Source organism: Carnobacterium sp. TMP28, from assembly GCF_047553015.1.
Taxonomy (GTDB): Bacteria; Bacillota; Bacilli; order Lactobacillales; family Carnobacteriaceae; genus Carnobacterium_A.
In genome coordinates this window covers 617,201-635,709 of sequence record NZ_CP180212.1, presented here as the reverse complement: position 1 = coordinate 635,709, position 18,509 = coordinate 617,201, and the positions used below count along the sequence as shown (strand labels likewise).

General features: G+C 34.6%; 13 protein-coding genes. All 13 read right to left on the bottom strand.

Annotated elements, in window-relative coordinates:
• Window positions 1-116 precede the first annotated feature (116 nt).
• The 13 genes from dinB to mutS all read right to left on the bottom strand — a co-directional run bounded on the left by dinB (window position 117) and on the right by mutS (window position 18,477).
• The gene (gene dinB, locus ACMHYH_RS03080) at window positions 117-1,247 is read right to left on the bottom strand and encodes a DNA polymerase IV (protein WP_414839907.1); all 1,131 of its coding nucleotides are present in this window, start codon (window positions 1,245-1,247) and stop codon (window positions 117-119) included.
• A 109-nt stretch (window positions 1,248-1,356) separates the two neighbouring features.
• Complete coding sequence (locus ACMHYH_RS03075; protein WP_414839906.1) at window positions 1,357-2,004, bottom strand: metal-dependent transcriptional regulator; 648 nt, start codon at window positions 2,002-2,004, stop codon at window positions 1,357-1,359.
• A 313-nt stretch (window positions 2,005-2,317) separates the two neighbouring features.
• The gene (adhE, locus tag ACMHYH_RS03070) at window positions 2,318-4,948 is read right to left on the bottom strand and encodes a bifunctional acetaldehyde-CoA/alcohol dehydrogenase (RefSeq protein ID WP_414839905.1); all 2,631 of its coding nucleotides are present in this window, start codon (window positions 4,946-4,948) and stop codon (window positions 2,318-2,320) included.
• A 554-nt stretch (window positions 4,949-5,502) separates the two neighbouring features.
• Entirely contained in the window at window positions 5,503-5,826 is a 324-nt protein-coding gene (gene yajC, locus ACMHYH_RS03065; RefSeq protein ID WP_414839904.1) for a preprotein translocase subunit YajC, read from the bottom strand.
• Window positions 5,827-5,917: 91 nt separating this feature from the next.
• Window positions 5,918-7,063, bottom strand: coding sequence for a tRNA guanosine(34) transglycosylase Tgt (gene tgt / locus ACMHYH_RS03060; protein WP_414839903.1), 1,146 nt, complete (start codon window positions 7,061-7,063; stop codon window positions 5,918-5,920).
• A 537-nt stretch (window positions 7,064-7,600) separates the two neighbouring features.
• Window positions 7,601-8,632: a tRNA preQ1(34) S-adenosylmethionine ribosyltransferase-isomerase QueA gene (gene queA / locus ACMHYH_RS03055; RefSeq protein ID WP_414839902.1), complete on the bottom strand. Its 1,032-nt coding sequence runs from the start codon at window positions 8,630-8,632 to the stop codon at window positions 7,601-7,603.
• Window positions 8,633-8,650: 18 nt separating this feature from the next.
• The gene (ruvB, locus tag ACMHYH_RS03050; protein WP_414839901.1) at window positions 8,651-9,658 is read right to left on the bottom strand and encodes a Holliday junction branch migration DNA helicase RuvB; all 1,008 of its coding nucleotides are present in this window, start codon (window positions 9,656-9,658) and stop codon (window positions 8,651-8,653) included.
• Window positions 9,659-9,687: 29 nt separating this feature from the next.
• The gene (gene ruvA / locus ACMHYH_RS03045; RefSeq protein ID WP_414839900.1) at window positions 9,688-10,302 is read right to left on the bottom strand and encodes a Holliday junction branch migration protein RuvA; all 615 of its coding nucleotides are present in this window, start codon (window positions 10,300-10,302) and stop codon (window positions 9,688-9,690) included.
• Between the two features lie 260 nt (window positions 10,303-10,562).
• Entirely contained in the window at window positions 10,563-11,972 is a 1,410-nt protein-coding gene (locus tag ACMHYH_RS03040; protein ID WP_414839883.1) for an ISLre2 family transposase, read from the bottom strand.
• Between the two features lie 202 nt (window positions 11,973-12,174).
• Complete coding sequence (msrB, locus tag ACMHYH_RS03035) at window positions 12,175-12,615, bottom strand: peptide-methionine (R)-S-oxide reductase MsrB (RefSeq protein WP_414839899.1); 441 nt, start codon at window positions 12,613-12,615, stop codon at window positions 12,175-12,177.
• 207 nt (window positions 12,616-12,822) lie between these two features.
• A complete protein-coding gene (locus tag ACMHYH_RS03030) occupies window positions 12,823-13,665 on the bottom strand; it encodes an SDR family oxidoreductase (RefSeq protein ID WP_414839898.1) in 843 nt (280 codons plus the stop codon).
• 222 nt (window positions 13,666-13,887) lie between these two features.
• Window positions 13,888-15,843, bottom strand: coding sequence for a DNA mismatch repair endonuclease MutL (gene mutL, locus ACMHYH_RS03025; protein WP_414839897.1), 1,956 nt, complete (start codon window positions 15,841-15,843; stop codon window positions 13,888-13,890).
• Window positions 15,844-15,867: 24 nt separating this feature from the next.
• Window positions 15,868-18,477, bottom strand: coding sequence for a DNA mismatch repair protein MutS (gene mutS, locus ACMHYH_RS03020; protein ID WP_414839896.1), 2,610 nt, complete (start codon window positions 18,475-18,477; stop codon window positions 15,868-15,870).
• Window positions 18,478-18,509 lie beyond the last annotated feature (32 nt).

Genomic DNA, 18,509 nt, shown 5'->3' with positions numbered 1-18,509 from the left:
TTACTATTAAAGTCCTCTTTCATTATAACACAAGAAAAAAACTGTACTAGTATGTACAGTATACCTTTAGAAAAAAAAGAAATCAATTTGGATTTGTTATTTTTCTATTATCTTATTTATTGTTCCTGTTTATCCCAAAGAGGCAGGACAATATTTTCAAACGTCAATGGATCAAGCGTTGTAATTGTAATTCCCAATAATCTTATACCATTTTGCAATCGTCCAACTTCATCCCAAATATTTTGCGCATGAAAAAACATTTCTTCAGCATCTTTAATATAATGAGGCAGTGTCTGGCGTTTGGTCACTGTTTCAAAATCAGAATAGCGAATTTTTAATACAATCGTTTTACCGTGTTTTTGTTCTTTACTTAGTGAGCGGTAGACTTCATTCGATAGAAAACGTAATTCTGCTATAATTTCATTTTCTGTTATTAAATTTTGATTATACGTATTTTCTTTTCCTACTGATTTTCTTTCTCTACTTATTCTAACAGGTGAGTCATCAATTCCTCTAACTTTTCGGTAAAGAGAATAACCCCTCTTTCCAAAAGAGCGAATCAAGTCCATCTCATCTTTTTGATATAAGTCTTCTCCGGTAAAAATATTAGCCTCATGCATTAGTTCGACTGTTTTTTTCCCAACTCCCATAAACTTTTCAATAGGAAGAGCCTTTAAGAAAGCAAGAGATTCATCGGGTGTGATAACAGTAATACCCGCTGGTTTTTTATAGTCTGAAGCTAATTTCGCTATAAATTTATTATAAGAAACACCTGCTGAACAAGTTAAATGTACCTTATTCCAGACTTCTTTTTGGATAGAATGTGCTATGAAAGTTGCACTTTTCATTCCTTTTTTATTTTCTGTTACATCAAGATAAGCTTCATCTAGAGATAAAGGTTCTATAATATCAGTGTAATTTAAAAATACTTTTCGGATTTCACCTGAAACTTCTCGATATTTATCATGATCCCCAGGAATAAATACACCTTTAGGACAAAGTTCATAGGCTCTTTGAGCACTCATTGCGGAATGGATTCCATATGTTCTCGCAACATAATTCGCCGTTGCAACAACTCCTTTTCCCTTTGTTAAATTAGGGTGTTTGGCAATAATAATGGGTTGACCTTTTAATTCTGGATGGTCCCTTTCTTCAACGGAAGCGAAGAAAGCATCCATATCAATGTGGATAATTTTTCTAGAACTATCTTTAACCGGCTCATCAAAATGAATGACTCCAATTCCCACTTTCTTCGCCTCCTTCTATGCTTACAATTATACGGGAACACACATTCTTATTCAAGACTCACCAACCATAAAAAAAGGAATTCGGCTTTAGACAGTCGAATTCCTTTTTTTAGATAACTTGAACAAATATATCTGATGCAGCCTTAAAACTTATTTGAATTTTTTTTTGTTCTTTTTCTACTACGACAGAGCCTTCATAGGCACCAATAGAATCAATTGTACACCTATCATTTATTCCGATATCTATCGAAACAAGATAGTCCAATAAATCTTTCTCATCAGCAACACGCTTTATTAAAACTCTTTGCTTTTCTTTTTGTTCCGTTAGTTTCTCTAATAGAGGTTCTTTTAAAATACCATTTTTTTCCGGTATCATACCGCCATGAGGGCATATTTTAGGAAAGTCTAAATATTTTTCTAATCGATTAGTTAGTTCAATAGATGAAACATGCTCTAAGACTTCTGCTTCTGCATGTACTTCATTCCATGAATACCCTAGATGTTCAACTAAAAAAACTTCCCATATTCGGTGTTTTCTTATTAATGTGCTCGCTTTACGCAGGCCCTTATCATTAAGCTCTACTCCCTGATAAGGTAATCTTTCTATATAACCTTCTTTTAAAAGCTTAGACATCATTTCACTAACAGATGCTGCCGAAACTCCTAATCTTTTTACAATTTCTTTATTATTTATTTTTTTTTCTGTTCCACCAAGTTCATAAATAATTTTCAAGTAATCTTCTTTATTAGGCGTCAATCGTATCACCAACTTCTTTATATTTAGGCATCCCTAACTTATTATTTTAATTATAACTAGTTTTAATTTAAAAAGCAATCTTTCTATCTACAACGTTTAAGCAAGCCTAAAATTTCGTTTCTCAAAAAAATAGTATCATTTATGCTAACTTATCATGAATGAATGGCTTCTTCTCTCATTCATGATAAGTAAATTCATTTTTTTCTGAAAAAAAATAGCACTGCCTCCCTTTTTTGATAAGGAAAGTAGCACCATTTTTTATTAAAATTTCTACAATAAATTGATATTCAAAAATTGTATTCTACAGGTATTTTTATTTTTCACCGTCAAAAGCATCGATAATAATTTGACGCAATTCACTGATTAAAGGTTGTTTTGGATTTGCAGTTGTACATTGATCCAAGAATGCTAATTCAGCCATGTGATCAACCGTATTATCCAAGACTTCTTGTGTCACTCCTTGAGCTTTTAAGTTCATCTCAATCCCAACATCTTTACCTAATTTATTGATTTCAAAGATTAGTGATTCTACTAATTCTTCTGTTGTATTTCCTTTGAATCCCATGAAGCGAGCGATTTCAGCGTAATCTTCATCAGCTTTAAAGAATTCGTATTTAGGAAATAATGCGTGTTTTGAAGGATCTTTTGCATTGTAACGGATAACATGAGGCAATAGGATTGCGTTTGTACGTCCGTGAGCAATGTTATACTCTCCACCTATCTTATGAGCGATAGAGTGGTTAATTCCTAAGAATGCATTGGCAAATGCCATACCAGCCATTGTAGAAGCGTTATGCATTTTTTCTCTTGCATCTTCATTTGCATATGCGTAAGAATCGCGCAAATTTTGGAATACTATTTTAATAGATTGTAAACTTAAGCCTTTTGTAAAATCACTTGCCATAACAGATACATAAGATTCGATCGCATGTGTTAGGACGTCCATTCCTGTATCAGCTGTAACAGATTTAGGAACACTCATAACAAATTGTGAGTCGATGATAGCAACATCGGGTGTCAAAGCATAATCAGCTAAAGGATATTTTACGTGTGTTTCACTATCTGTAATAACTGCAAATGGTGTTACTTCTGCACCCGTTCCTGATGTAGTAGGGATACAAACAAATTGAGTTTTGTTTAATGTAGGAATTTTATATGTTCTTTTACGGATATCTAGGAATTTTTGTTTTGCTCCAAAGAATTCTGTTTCTGGTTTTTCATAGAACAACCACATGCCTTTAGCTGCATCCATTGCTGAACCTCCACCAATAGCGATAATGGTATCAGGTTGGAATTGAAGCATAGCTTCTGCTCCGGCCATTACAGTATTTGTTGATGGATTAGGCTCTACTGCTGAGAATATTTCTACTTGTACACTTTCTTTTCTTTTGTTTAATTCAGCAAGAACTTTATCTGCGTAGCCAAATTCAATCATACCTGGATCACAAACTAAGAATACTTTTTTGATGTTTTCCATTTTTTGTAAATATTGAATAGAATATTTTTCGAAATAAATTTTTGATGGTAATTTAAACCATTGCATATGATTTCTACGTTTTGCAATTGTCTTGATATTCATTAAGTTAATAGTAGATACGTTCTTAGATACTGAGTTCTTCCCATATGAACCACATCCAAGAGTTAATGAAGGAATCATGTTATTATACAAATCACCAATACCACCTTGTGCTGTAGGAGAGTTGACTAAGATACGACAAGCTTTCATTTGCTCTCCATATTTTTTAGCTAACTCATCATCTAATGTATGAATAGCTGCAGAGTGACCTAGACCACCTAATTCTAGCATTTGTTGAGCTAATGAAAACCCGTCTTCAGTTGAAGTTGATTTAAGCATAGCCAATACTGGCGATAATTTTTCACGTGACAATGGGTAGTTTTCTCCAACTCCATCTAGTTCAGCGATAATAATTTTTGTACCTTTTGGAACTTTGATTCCTGCAAGGCCAGCGATTTCCTCTGCTGATTTCCCTACGATTGCTGCATTAACGGCTGTTTTTGTTGGATTCATTACTGCATCTTCAAGTCTTTTTAGTTCACTAGGTTTAACAACATATACTTGATGTTTTATAAATTCTGCTTTTACTTCTTCATAAATTTCTTGATCAACAATAACAGCTTGTTCTGAAGCACAAATCATACCGTTATCAAATGATTTTGAAGCAATAACGTCATTAACAGCACGTTTGATTTTAGCAGATTTTTCAATATAACTTGGAACATTTCCTGGTCCCACTCCTAAAGCTGGTTTTCCTGTTGAATAAGCAGCTTTTACCATTGCTGATCCACCAGTTGCTAAAACGATAGCGATATCTGAATGATTCATCAATAAGTTTGTACCTTCTAATGATGGTTGTTTAATCCATTGAATACAATCTTCTGGAGCTCCTGCTTTAATAGCAGCATTCAGCATAATTTGTGCGGATGCTTCTGAACATTTTTGAGCACTTGGATGGAAAGCAAAAATAATTGGGTTACGTGTTTTGATTGAAATTAATGCTTTAAATAATGTTGTTGAAGTAGGGTTTGTTACCGGTGTTACTCCACAAACGATTCCAACAGGAGTAGCCACTTCGATTAGTTGGCTTTGCTCATCGTCACTTATGATTCCAGCAGTTTTATCATGTTTGATTGTATTCCAGATAGACTCTGTAGCAAACATATTTTTTATACATTTATCTTCATAAATTCCTCTGCCTGTTTCTTCAACTGCCATTTTAGCTAAAAGCATGTGTTCATTTAATCCTGCTATTGCCATCTGATGACAAATATGATCGATTTGTTCTTGATTCATCGTTTCTAATGTTGCTAATGCTTTTTTACCTTTAGTTGTCATTTCATTAATAGCCACTTCGATAGGTGATTTTTTGTCTGCAACCTCGATTGTGTCTTTTTTAACTTTATTATCTAATTTTGTAGAAGTCATTTTATATTCCTCCGTTTTTTTATTGTTAACTTATTCACAACCTAATCATAATTCATTCATATTAAAATGTAAAGCTTTTTTCATCATTTTATAAAAAAAAGATTATTCGTTAATAAAACGTCGTATTAAAGCGCTTTCTTTCTTTCTTTCATCTTCTTAAAGAGCAAAAAATAAAATTCTAATTAAATTCATCAAATGATATTCATTTCACAATGAATGCAAAAAGAAGACTATTCTATTCATGTATTTTTGATGATTACTAGATAGAAAGTACCTTTAAAATGTTTTTTTATCTTTTATGCTCCATTTAATCAACTTTATATCAAAAAAGATACCTTAAAAATTAGAATAAATCTAATTTAAGGTATCTCCAAATTATTATTCAAAAATAGCTATCTTCATTGTAACTACTCTTATACTAGATTAATTGATTGCTACAAATTTTGTTGAGGTAGTCGCCTACACACTACTAAATGAAAGTATCTTATTTTTAAATCAAAATAAGCAAAAGAAAAGATTCCTCTCTTTTCTTTTGCTTATTTAGTCGTACATTGTTATCTAGTTAAATCGCTATCTTCTGGTTCTGCCTCAAATGTTTCAATTGTAGAAGCTACTGCTAAATCTTTGATGCGGGCAATTGCACGTCTTTCAAAAGTTAAAAAGATACCTTCGCAATTTAGAACTACAGTTTTATCCGTTTCATTGATTTCATCAATTACTCCATGTAAACCACCGATTGTAACAACACCATCGCCTTTTTTCATTGAAGACAACATATTTTTAGTTTTGTCTGCAGCCTTTTTTTGAGGTCTGATCATCATGAAATACATTAAGCCCATAATTGCAGCAAAAGGTAAAATACTAATAAGAAATTCCATTACTTCACTCCATTCTATATTTTAAAAATTAATCTCAACACTAACTGTACCAAAACTTACTCGTTAGTACCACTTATTTTTTTATTAAGTTTTAGAAATTTTTTGCATTTGGCTTATTGTAGCCGTATTCTTCAAAAAAGCTTTCTCTATATTCTAATAGATTGTCTTCTCTAATAGCTTGTCTAACCTCTTTCATCACATTCAAGAGAAAATAAAGGTTGTGGTAACTTGTTAAACGTAAGCCAAATGTTTCATCTGCTTTGATTAAATGACGAATATAGGCACGACTATAATTTTTACATGTATAACAATCACATTTTGGATCTAATGGGCCAAAGTCACGCTCGTACTTAGCATTTTTGATAACTACTCGTCCTTGACTTGTCATCACTGTACCATTTCTTGCTATTCTAGTTGGTAAGACACAATCAAACATGTCTACTCCTCTTATTACTCCATCAATCAGTGAATCAGCTGTTCCAACACCCATCAAGTAGCGTGGCTTATTTTCTGGTATCAAAGGCGTAGTGTATTCAAGTACTTCATTCATTGAATGCTTGGGCTCTCCTACTGATAATCCTCCGATTGAATAGCCAGGAAAGTCCATTGCAACAAGTTCTTTGGCGCTTTGCTCACGCAATTCTTTGTATCCTGCTCCTTGAATAATACCAAATAGACCTTGACTGTTAGGTTTAGCATGAGCCTTTAAACCGCGCTCTGCCCAACGTGTTGTCCGTTCTACAGATTTCTTTACGTAGTCGAAACTTTCATCAAAAGGTGGGCACTCATCAAAACTCATCATAATATCTGGACCTAATTTATTTTGAATTTGAATCGCTTTTTCAGGTGAAAGAAACATTTTGGATCCATTTAGATGATTTCTAAAATGTACACCTTTTTCTTCAATTTGTCGTAAATCGCTTAAAGAAAAAACTTGAAAACCACCTGAATCGGTTAAAATTCCTTTATCCCAATTCATAAATTTGTGTAGTCCACCTGCTTCCTCAACGATATCTTCACCAGGTCTAAGCCATAAATGATACGTATTGCTTAAAATAATATTTGCACCCATCGATTCTAATTCCTCTGGAGCAATACTCTTAACGGTTGCTAATGTCCCTACTGGCATAAACATCGGTGTTTCAAAAGTTCCGTGTGGAGTGATGATTTCTCCTAAACGGGCACCTGTATGCTTTTCTTTTTTTATTAAACGGTATTTAATTGCTGGTTCTGACATATTTTTTCCTACTTTCGTTATACTTTAAAAAAGTGTATTTAGTGCTTATCTAATTGTAACTTACTAACTATACTAATGTTTTTATCGATTTGCAAATTCATTTTACAAATAAAGTACATATCATTTGTAAGCGGTATCTTTTTATGGTATATTATGAGTGTAAAGAGAGATGCAAGTATGAGTGAATGAAAGAATTTCTAAGTTGTTTAGTTTCACAGAAACAATTAATTCAATATTTGTTTTAGTTTACCAGATTCACATTTTTATTAAGCAACGTTTGTAAACGATTAGTAAGAGTGTTAGTAGTAAATTTAAGAACCCTTTTTTACACGTTAGAAGAATTAGCTTAGTTTAGTGTTACGAATGAAGTAAAGTAAGATGTATGTCGTTTATGAAAAGAGATTCAGTAGTTAAGTATCAAGTGTTTAAAGAATAAAAATAGTTCACTCATACCTCTCTTAAAAAAAGAGAAGTTGGCGTTTTTAGCCGGCTTCTCTTTTTTATTTTTTAATTCTCTCTAATGACTAAACTCATTCATTACTTTACAAACATGGCATCTCCAAAACTAAAAAAGCGGTATTTTTCTTTTACCGCATGCTCATACGCTTCCAATACTTTCTCTCTACCGGCGAAAGCACTGACTAACATAACAAGAGTAGATTTTGGTAAATGAAAGTTTGTTAGGAAAGCATCAATCAGTTTGAATTTATAACCTGGAGAAATAAAAATGCTTGTCCAACCACTGTCTGCTTTAATTTCACCATCAAACTTAGTTCCAATTGTTTCAAGTGTTCGAATAGACGTTGTACCAACTGCTATAATTTTTCCTCCAGCAGCTTTCACTTCATTCAATTGGCTAGCTGCCTCATCGGATAATCGATAGAATTCAGAATGCATCTCATGGTCTTCAATTGAATCAACGCTTACTGGCCTAAATGTCCCTAAACCAACATGAAGCGTTAAGAATACAAGTTTAACTCCTTTTGCTTTAATGTCCTCTAGCAATTCTTGTGTAAAATGTAGTCCTGCAGTGGGAGCTGCAGCAGATCCGTTTTCTTTAGCATAAACTGTCTGATAACGTTCATTGTCTTCTAAGCGTTCTTTTATATAAGGAGGCAGTGGCATTTCGCCAAGCGATTCTAATACTTCTAGAAAAATCCCTTCATAATAAAATTCGATTATTCGACCACCATGGTCTAACTCTTCTTTTACAACAGCTTTTAAACGGCCATCACCAAATGAAATTTTCGTTCCAATCTTTGCTCTTTTTGCAGGTTTGACCAATGTTTCCCATTGATCATCAGCAGTATTTTTTAACAACAAAACTTCTAAGTGTCCACCTGTTTCAGGTTTGACTCCATGAAGTCTGGCTGGCAATACACGTGTATCATTCATAACTAACGCATCACCAGACTCTAGTTCATTTAAAATAGCTGGAAAGTATTCGTCTCTTATTTCACCACTTTGTTTGTTCAATAGCAATAGCTTTGAGCCAGAGCGATCTTCTAATGGAGTTTGTGCAATTAACTCCTCTGGTAATTCAAAATCAAAATCATTTGTTGATAACATAACTTAGCGCCCCTGTTCTTAATTGTTTTTAGGATAACCTAAATGATCAAACCCTAATTGTGTAACAATTCTACCACGTGGCGTCCGTTGAATAAAGCCCATTTGCAATAAATAAGGTTCCACCATGTCTTCAATTGTTTCCATTTCTTCTCCAATATTAGCTGCAATTGTTGAAAGCCCTACTGGCCCACCTTGATAAATTTCAATCATTGTTCGGACCATTTTTTGATCGACGAAATCTAATCCCTTTTGATCGACTCTTAACATTGTTAAAGCTTCGTCTGCTACATTTTTATCTACTACACCATTTGATTGTACCTGTGCATAGTCTCTCACTCTTTTTAATAAACGATTTGCTACACGTGGTGTTCCTCTAGATCTTCTAGCAATTTCTAATGCACCTTCAGAATGAATTTCGGTCTGAAAAATATCAGCAGAACGAATGACAATATCGCTTAAATCTTCAACTGTATAATATTCCATATGGGACACAATCCCAAAACGATCTCGTAAAGGGGCAGATAACATCCCTGCTCTAGTTGTTGCACCTATTAGTGTAAAAGGTGGTAAAGGAAAATGAACAGGATGAGCTGTTGGGCCTTGCCCAACAATGATATCAACAAAGTAATCTTCCATTGCCGAATAAAGCATTTCTTCTACCATTCGTGGCATTCTGTGAATTTCATCGATAAATAAAACATCACCTGGCTCTAATTCATTTAGTAACGCAACGAGGTCTCCGGCTTTTTCAATTGCCGGACCACTTGTCGTACGAATATTGACTGCCATTTCGTTAGATATCACCATTGCCATTGTTGTTTTACCTAGTCCAGGTGGACCATATAAGAGCACATGATCTAATGCCTCTTCTCTACTTTTAGCAGCTGAAATATAAATACCCAATTCTAATTTTAACTTTGACTGACCGATGTATTGATTTAGATATTGAGGTCTTAATGATTTCTCAATCGATAACTCATCTGAACTATCACTTTCTCCCGAGATAATACGTTCTTGATCCGACATCCTTCATTCACCTCTTTTTATGAACCCATTTATTTTTTCATTAATAAACGTAAAGCTTCTCTCAAGTAAGCATCCGTTGTTTCTTTATTCATCTTACGAATTTTTGGTTCAACTTTTTTTATCTCTTTCGTACTGTATCCAAGAGCTGTTAATGCTTCTATAGCTTCATTCACTGGTTTTTGGTCCTGTGATAAGCTTAATTCTTGTTGCATAACTCCATCAATCGGTACTCTAATGATTTCTAAATCATCTAATTTCCCTTTCAAATCTAAAATGATTTGAGCAGCAGTCTTTTTACCTACTCCTGGAAATTTCATTAAATAAGAAACCTCTTCATTTTCAATAGCATAAACTAGACCTGCATGGTCATCATTTGCTAGTATTGCTAAACCACTCTTAGGACCAATACCAGATACGCTAATTAGTTTTAAATACAATTGCTTTTCATTGTAGTCTTTGAATCCATACAAAGTAATGGCATCTTCTCTAACCGCTTGATGCACATAGATGATTGTTTCTTGGTTTAATTGGTTTGAAAATCGAAAAGGATTTGCTATATAAAGCAGATAGCCTATTCCATTTAATTCTACTACTATATACGCAGGGCCAATAAAAGTTACTATGCCCTTAAGGTACTCATACATTCTTTTAGCTCCATTCATTCAGATATCCAGGAAGCCTAATAAGCACACCTGTTCCCTTTTCATTCTAACATATTTAACCATTTAAAAGAACGTTCTAAAACCATTGTTTGTGTCAAGTTTTTCTCGGTCGTCCTATTACTAGGCTAGTTTGGCGTTCTATTTTTGTACACCTATCTGCTACCGCACGGCTTTGCCGTTTGCTGGCCCATCTGTTTGGAGAACGTTCCAAAAAAATGGAACCTTCCCCAAACAGACAGGAATTATCGAAAACTTTTAATTAACTGCCCCATTGCTGAAGAATGAGGGGCATAAAACGGAATCGTCCCTTTCTTTGCCCCAACTGACTGACGCGTCTTTTGATGCATTAAAGACGATACACGAACGGTTTGTTTCACCTTACGTTGTTGTCTTGTACTTCTAGTTTGCTGGTGAAGATAAGCTTCACGTAACGTTTGATTTAAGATCCCTTGTTTCACTTTTACCATGGCTTCACAACCGACTTCGCTCCAATGCATTCCACGTTTTTTCATCCGATAAGAAATATGGCGTTGATTCGATTCCATTGCGCCTAAACCTCTGGCATCCTTCGGTACTTGTTCTACTTTTTCTCGCCAATCAAAAATCCGATCCCAATTTCTTAAAAGATAAGTTCGAAAACTAGTCAGTTTTTCTACTGCCTGTGTTTCTTCTAAGGTACTTTCATAAGTGTCCAACCAGATCGTTAGGGCCTCTAAATCATGTTTTTTAAGCGCTTGATGAATGTTCTGTTTAAAGAGATTACTTTGTACACCAAAAGCACGGTTCAGGCCTTGAAAGATGTGATAAGCGTCTAATTGATTCAACACGGGATAATTCGACTGCGAAAAAGTTTCTTGGAATTTATCTGCGGTATAGCCTAGTCCACCATCGCTATTGGTAATGATTTGAGCGTGTTGTAACGCGTAATGAGTCGCTGTAAAAGCCTGTACTTCTGCCCAAAAACCAGCCGTCTTTTTAGTCGTCATAATGGCTTTAGGCTCCTTCAAGGAGACTCTCTTTCCATTTTTCTGCCAGCCTTCATAAACAATTGCATGATGAACCTCTAAACTTTTTTTCTTTGTTGTCCCACGGACAAATACACCATCTGCTTCGGCATAGAAATAATCGACTTTTTTTCCTTCTGGTAACGCTGCTGACTCTTCTAGCTCGATCACCATTTCTTCGTCTTCATGCGCTTGTGCTTCTCCCACTCGTTTAAGGAGGCTGCCTACTGTTTGATGGCTCATCGTTACTGCTGTCCACTCTTTCAGTGTTTCAGCGGTGTCCCGATAGGTACACTTACTGGCTAACTCTGCTACTTTGACTTCTACGAGTGGACTGTGACGTTGGTATTTTCGAATCCCCAACCACTCATCTAATGGATAATGATTTTGATTCTCTTGATCTGCCATTAAAGTACGACGGTAACGGACAAATCCAAAAATAAATTGGACTGTTTTCCAATCTTCTCGCTTTACTTTCCATCCTTCTTGTTGCTTTTGTTCCTTAATCGTTTGGTTTATGTGTATAAATATATCTCCTAATAATTCCGTAAATACTTCATACATATAAAGCTGAATAGATTCTTCTGTAGCAATTAAATCACTTGATTCCTTTATTATTTTGTATAATTTTGATATAATGTTATCCATAAGAAGGCCTCTTCCATTTATGTATTTGCCGCGTAAGCATACATTTATGATAGAACGCCTTCTTTATTTTTGCTAGTAAAAAGATAATATCCTCTCGAGAACTATTTTACACGTACAAACCATTTATCTTTTTTTATCTAGTCTAATCAAACAAAAAATCCTCCACTAAAAAATAGTGAAAGATTTTTTAAATTCAAGTATATCAAGCAAATAGTCTCAAATAAAAACCATAACCTTCTTGTTCTAATTGTTCTTTTGGAACAAAACGTAAGGCTGCAGAATTAATGCAATAACGCAATCCACCTGCTTCAGTTGGTCCATCATTAAAAACATGACCTAAATGTGAATCTGCTTCTTGACTGCGGACTTCTGTTCGTTTCATACCTAGTAATCTGCGATCTGTTTTTTCGATTATTTCTTTAGAATCAATCGGTTTCGTAAAGGAAGGCCATCCGCATCCAGCATCGTATTTATCTGTTGAAGAAAATAAAGGTTTCCCGCTAACTACGTCAACAAAAATACCATCCTCATAAAAGGCATCATATTCTCCAGTAAATGGACGTTCGGTTGCTTCATTTTGAGTGACTTCATATTGGATAGGTGTTAATTTTCTTTTTAATTCTTCTTTTTTATCATTTTTCATAACTATCCTCCTATTCTAGGCTGGAAAATTTCCTAAGTGGCCAATCAATTCATCTTTGAAAATAGTTTCTCTTTACTTAGTGGCAGAAGTTTCTATTTATTTCTTCCTTTATTTTAACTTATATCCAGCAATGCTTCAAGTTATTGGATTGTCTGGATGGTCCAATTTATTGTTAGAAAAATAATGTTAGTTTGCGAATCTTTACTACTAATAGGTGTTGACCATACTTTCACTAATAGCCCAAAGTTTACTAGCCACTTCTTTATCCTTTGATCGTTTTGATGATTCTATTGCACTATTTTTATAATAATACTTTCCAGTTAAGCCTTCTACTTCTTTTGAACTAGATAAATACACAGACGTACTAGCCGCTTTTTGAGCAGTTTGAAAAAACGGTTGTAAACTTTGCATAATAACTTTACCAAATCCGGTATCTCTATTTACCGCAAAATTACTTTTAACTGTACCTGGATGCAAAGCATTTACTGTCACTCCGGTATCTTCTAACCGACGAGCTAATTCATATGTAAATAGGATATTCGCTAACTTAGATTGAGAGTACGCTTTTACCACATTCCATTCATGCTCTAAATTGATATCTTCAAAATGTATCTTGCCAATCTTATGCGCTCCTGAAGCTACAACAACAATTCTTGCTGGAGTACTTTTTATTAATAAATCTAACAATAGATTTGTGAGCAAGAAGTGACCTAAATGATTGACTCCAAATTGTAATTCGTAACCGTTTTTTGTTTCGTGTCTACCAGGTAATAATACCCCAGCGTTATTCACTAAAACGTCTAATCTATCGTATTTACGTTTAAATAAGTCACAGAAATCTCTCACACTGTCTAAATTAGCGAGATCACAAATCATTAGTTTTACCGTAGGATTCTTACTTATTTTTTTTATTTCTTTTAAAGCTTCTTCTCCTCTTGAACGATCACGACATACCATAACTACTTGTGCGTTCATTTTCGCTAACTCTATAGCTGTCCACTTACCAGTACCTGAATTAGCGCCTGTTACAATCACTACTTTATTTTCCATACGAAGTCACTCCTTCATTTTGATTTAATTTAAGACCAATTTATCTAATCTATTTACTATCTGACTAGTACTCATTTTATTATTAAAAAGTAACGATTCATTATGAAGTAAAGTACGGTTTTTATTTAAATAAGAAACTACTCCTATTTTTATGTTTTGATAGATAAAACACAAAATAGGAGTTGTTTTTAATTTTCCAACGATTTTTTAGTTCCTGTCATCTTAATGAGAATCTTGAATTCGTTTAAACATTTTTTCCATATCCTTATTCGTAAAACGAATCAATACAGGTCGACCATGAGGACAATTATAAGGATTTTTAGCCTTAGCTAAATCAGTTAATAATGAACGAGCTTCAGCGTCATTTAAATGATGATTTGCCTTTATGGATCCTTTGCAACTCATCATAATAGCTGTAGCTTCGCGGAACTTCGCTACGTTTACTGTCCCTTTTTCTAGCAACAAATCAACCAACTCTTTAGCTACTTGTTCTTCTGCTCCTTTATCAAACCAGATAGGATGGCTTCTTAATAAAAAACTATTTTGTCCGAATGGTTCTAAATGAACCCCAATATCTTCAAGAGCTTGCTGATTTTCTTTAATTTTGATGGTATCACTATTGGGATAATCTAAAATAATTGGAACTAAAAGCTCTTGTAAATCCGTACTTACTTCACCAATCTTTTCACGAAAGTATTCATATTTAATTCTTTCTTGTGCTGCATGTTGGTCTAATATATACAGCCCTTCCTCATTTTGAGCAAATAAATAGGTCCCGTGCATTTGACCAATATATTCTAATGTAGGCAAATGACTGTCTTGAGAAGTAGATTTTTCATTGGCTTCCATTAATTTTTCAGCTGTTCGAAAGTAGGATACCTGGTGTTCAGGCGATGAGACATTCCTTGCTTTCTCATCTTTTACAGGTGTATTTTCTGATTCATTTAAGACAAATACCTCTTCTTTTATCCTAGTTTCAACATCTACCTTACTTACTTCAGTCGCTTTCTGGCTATCATGATCTACTACTTTTGGTGTATTCCATCTGTCATCGTAGGACACTATTTTTTCAGTTAACTGCCCTTGTTCTACTGGACGATTAGAAAATTCCAATTTTGTTTGTTCAGTAGCCTGATCCATCACATCTCTTTTCTTTTTAAATGTCAGATTACTTAGCGCTTCAGGAATGAGCTGTTCTTTGCTTAAACAGTGGTAAATAGCAGATTCGATTAATACCATCAATTCTTTTTCTTTACTAATTCTTATTTCTTGTTTAGTTGGATGGACATTCACATCCATTAATAATGGATCTGCTGTAATCTCGATGACAGCGATCGGAAATCGACCAACCATGAGTTTTGAATGATAGCCAGCGATAATCGCTTTGTTTAATAAATAGTTTTTAATGTAACGTCCATTTATTATGATAGAAAGATAGTTCCGACTTGCTCTCGTCGTTTCCGGTAATGAGATATACCCGCTGATCTGAAAATCTAAATCCTTGCCTTCTATCTTTCTCATTTTTTTAGCTAGAGTAACACCATAGATTCCTGCTAACGTTTGTTTTAAATCTCCATTGCCAGCAGTTCTCATTAATTGATTTTCATCATGAACCAACCTAAACGCAATCCCAGGATGGCTTATCGCCAGTCTATTGACGATGTCTGTGATATTGGCAAGTTCCGTTTGAATGGTTTTTACGTATTTCAATCGTGCCGGTGTATTAAAAAATAAATTCTCTACTGTTATGGTCGTTCCTTTCCTGGATTGAGCAGAACGTTTTTCTATTACTCTACCACCTTTTAAATAAATAAAAACTCCTTCTTGATCGCCAGTTGACGTTTCTAGTGTGACTTCAGAAATAGAAGCAATACTTGGCAAAGCTTCTCCTCTAAATCCTAATGTACGAATTCTAAATAAATCATCTCGCGAATAAATTTTACTTGTCGCGTGTCGTTTAAAAGCATTCACTACTTCTTGTGTAGGGATTCCTTCGCCGTTATCGATAAGTTTAATCTTTTTAAGTCCAGCTTCTTCAATTAAAATATCTATTTGCGTACTTCCGGCATCAATTGCATTTTCAATTAGCTCTTTCACAACTGAAGCAGGTCGCTCAATTACTTCTCCAGCCGCTATTTGATTTGTTAATAGTTCAGAAAGTTCTTGAATTTTTGCCATTTTTTCTGTTCCTTTCTGTCTCTTTTAGCTTAATTGTCGTTGTAATTCATCTAAGATAGTTAAAGCTTCTAAAGGAGTGATCGTTAATACGTTTATTTCAGCTAACGCTTTTACTATAGAAACTTCTTTCTCGTTTGCGAGTCCAAATAAAGAAAGCTGTTCGTCTTTTTCTACTGTCTTATTTTTTTGAGACACGATGTTTTTCGTCTCTTTTGTTTCTTGAACGGTTGCTTCTAACACCCATTCTTCTTTTTTTTCAAGCCGCTCTAAAATAGTAGCTGCTCTGGTTAATAAGTCTGTCGGTAACCCAGCTAACTTAGCAACATGTATCCCATAACTTTTATCAGCAGCTCCTGGTAGCATCTTGTGTAAAAAGATTAATTCGCCATCTTCTTCTATTGCTCCTACATGTGTATTGACTAAGCCTTTTAACTCTTGATCTAAGACCGTTAACTCATGATAATGAGTAGAGAACAATGTTTTTCCATGTACATGATTATGAATATACTCGATAATCGCTTCCGCTAAAGCCATACCGTCGAATGTTGCTGTTCCTCTACCGATTTCATCAAATAAAATTAAACTGTGTTTAGTCGCATGGCGTAACGCTTGATTGGCTTCTATCATTTCGACCATAAATGTACTCTGGCCAGAGATTAAATCATCTGCTGCTCCAATCCGAGTGAAAATCCGGTCAAATATCGGTAATTGTGCTGATTGTGCTGGAACAAAGCAACCCATTTGAGCCATAATGACCGTTAAGGCCAGCTGACGCATGTAGGTGCTCTTGCCAGACATGTTTGGTCCAGTTATTAACATGATCTCTGTCTGCTCATCCATTTCAACGCTATTGGGTACATAAGTTTGTTGACCCAATACCTTCTCTACAACAGGGTGTCTACCATCTTTCAGTATCAGTTCTCTACTATCATAAGTTAATAGTGGTCTCACATAATGGTATTTCTCACTGATTGTAGCAAAGCTTTGTAGGACATCAATCGTCGCTACCGTCTTAGCCAATAATTGAAGTCTATCAATGTATTGTTTAACTTCATCTCTTACTTTGGTAAATAACTCATATTCTAAAGCTAAAGACTTTTCTTCTGCTTCCAGAATCAATGTCTCTTTTTCTTTTAATTCAGGAGTAATGAATCGCTCTGCGTTAGCCAGAGTTTGTTTGCGCTCATAGAGTCCTTCAGGAAGGTTAGCCAGATTAGATTTAGTTATCTCAATGTAATAACCAAATACACGATTGTATCCAATTTTTAACGTTCTTATTCCTGTTTTTTGCCGCTCTTGCGCTTCTAGTTGAGCAATCCATTGCTTACCATTACGCATAGCATCTCGGTAAAGATCCAATTGTTCATCGTATCCGTCTTTAATAACATTTCCATCTTTTAGCGAAAGTGGTGCATCTACATGAACTGCTCGCTCTATTAAATCCACAACTTCAGGTACATCATCTAGATAAGTGACTAAGTTATCCCATTCACCTTTGTTTAGTAAGGCAATAATTTGTTTCAAAAGTGGTATTTGTGACAAAGAGGTTTTTAATTGAAGCAAATCTCGGCCATTAACATTTCCAAAAGCTACTCTGCCAGCTAGACGTTCCAAATCATATACTCTTGTTAGGGCCTCGTTTAAATCAGTCCGCTCAAAGAAATGATTGATTAAACTTTCAACCACATCTTGACGTTCTTTTATAGGTTTTTCTTGTATTAGAGGACGATCAATCCATTGCTTTATTAACCGCCCGCCCATAGCTGTTTTTGTTTCATCTAAAAGCCATAGTAACGTTCCTTTTTTTTGACCTGTTCTAATAGAAGAGGCCAATTCTAAATTATGTTTTGAATAGTGATCCATTTTCAAAAAATGTTCCGGGATGTAAACCTCTGCTTTTTGTAAATGAGATAAACTTCTTTTTTGCGTGATAGTTAAATAAGATACTAATATTTTTATGGCTGAAAGAATTTCTTTATTCTCTACTTCAGTCGTTAAATAAGATAAAGACGCATTTTCTCCACTACTTTGCTGTGTGGAAATCATTACACCTAATTTAGTTTGTAACTCTATTTGTAACTCTACCTGTTTTGCTTCTTCAAAAACCACTTCTTTTGTCTTTAATCCACTTAATTCATTAATCACTTCTTCTACAGAAATTAATTGAGTCGCCTTCAATTCTCCTGTGCTTAGATCAGCATAGGCAAGGTTGAACTGATTTGTATCTGTCACAGATAATGCAGCTAAATAATTGTTGGATTTTGCATCCATATTTTTTGATTCTATAGCTGTTCCAGGTGTAATCAATTGGACAACTTCGCGTTTAACCATCCCTTTAGCCGTTTTAGGGTCTTCTACTTGCTCACAGATGGCTACCTTGTATCCTTTTTCAATTAACACATCAATGTATCCTCTGGCTGCATGATAAGGTACTCCGCACATCGGTATCGGGTTCTCAGCATTGCGATTACGACTAGTCAGTGTAACTTCTAATAGTTGAGAAGCTTTTATCGCATCTTCGTTAAACATCTCATAGAAATCACCTAAGCGATAAAATAAAAACGCATCTGGGTAGTGTTTTTTAATTCCTAAATATTGTACCATCATAGGTGTATGTTCTGTTTTTTGTGACATGCTTATTTCCTTTCTTACTTTTCTATTTTTAA

Excerpts from the sequence above, each read along its gene's own strand:
- adhE (WP_414839905.1), bottom strand. The coding sequence starts at position 4,948 with ATGACTTCTACAAAATTAGATAATAAAGTTAAAAAAGACACAATCGAG.
- yajC (WP_414839904.1), bottom strand. The coding sequence starts at position 5,826 with ATGGAATTTCTTATTAGTATTTTACCTTTTGCTGCAATTATGGGCTTA.
- tgt (WP_414839903.1), bottom strand. The coding sequence starts at position 7,063 with ATGTCAGAACCAGCAATTAAATACCGTTTAATAAAAAAAGAAAAGCAT.
- queA (WP_414839902.1), bottom strand. The coding sequence starts at position 8,632 with ATGTTATCAACAAATGATTTTGATTTTGAATTACCAGAGGAGTTAATT.
- ruvB (WP_414839901.1), bottom strand. The coding sequence starts at position 9,658 with ATGTCGGATCAAGAACGTATTATCTCGGGAGAAAGTGATAGTTCAGAT.
- ruvA (WP_414839900.1), bottom strand. The coding sequence starts at position 10,302 with ATGTATGAGTACCTTAAGGGCATAGTAACTTTTATTGGCCCTGCGTAT.
- ACMHYH_RS03040 (WP_414839883.1), bottom strand. The coding sequence starts at position 11,972 with ATGGATAACATTATATCAAAATTATACAAAATAATAAAGGAATCAAGT.
- msrB (WP_414839899.1), bottom strand. The coding sequence starts at position 12,615 with ATGAAAAATGATAAAAAAGAAGAATTAAAAAGAAAATTAACACCTATC.
- ACMHYH_RS03030 (WP_414839898.1), bottom strand. The coding sequence starts at position 13,665 with ATGGAAAATAAAGTAGTGATTGTAACAGGCGCTAATTCAGGTACTGGT.
- mutL (WP_414839897.1), bottom strand. The coding sequence starts at position 15,843 with ATGGCAAAAATTCAAGAACTTTCTGAACTATTAACAAATCAAATAGCG.
- mutS (WP_414839896.1), bottom strand. The coding sequence starts at position 18,477 with ATGTCACAAAAAACAGAACATACACCTATGATGGTACAATATTTAGGA.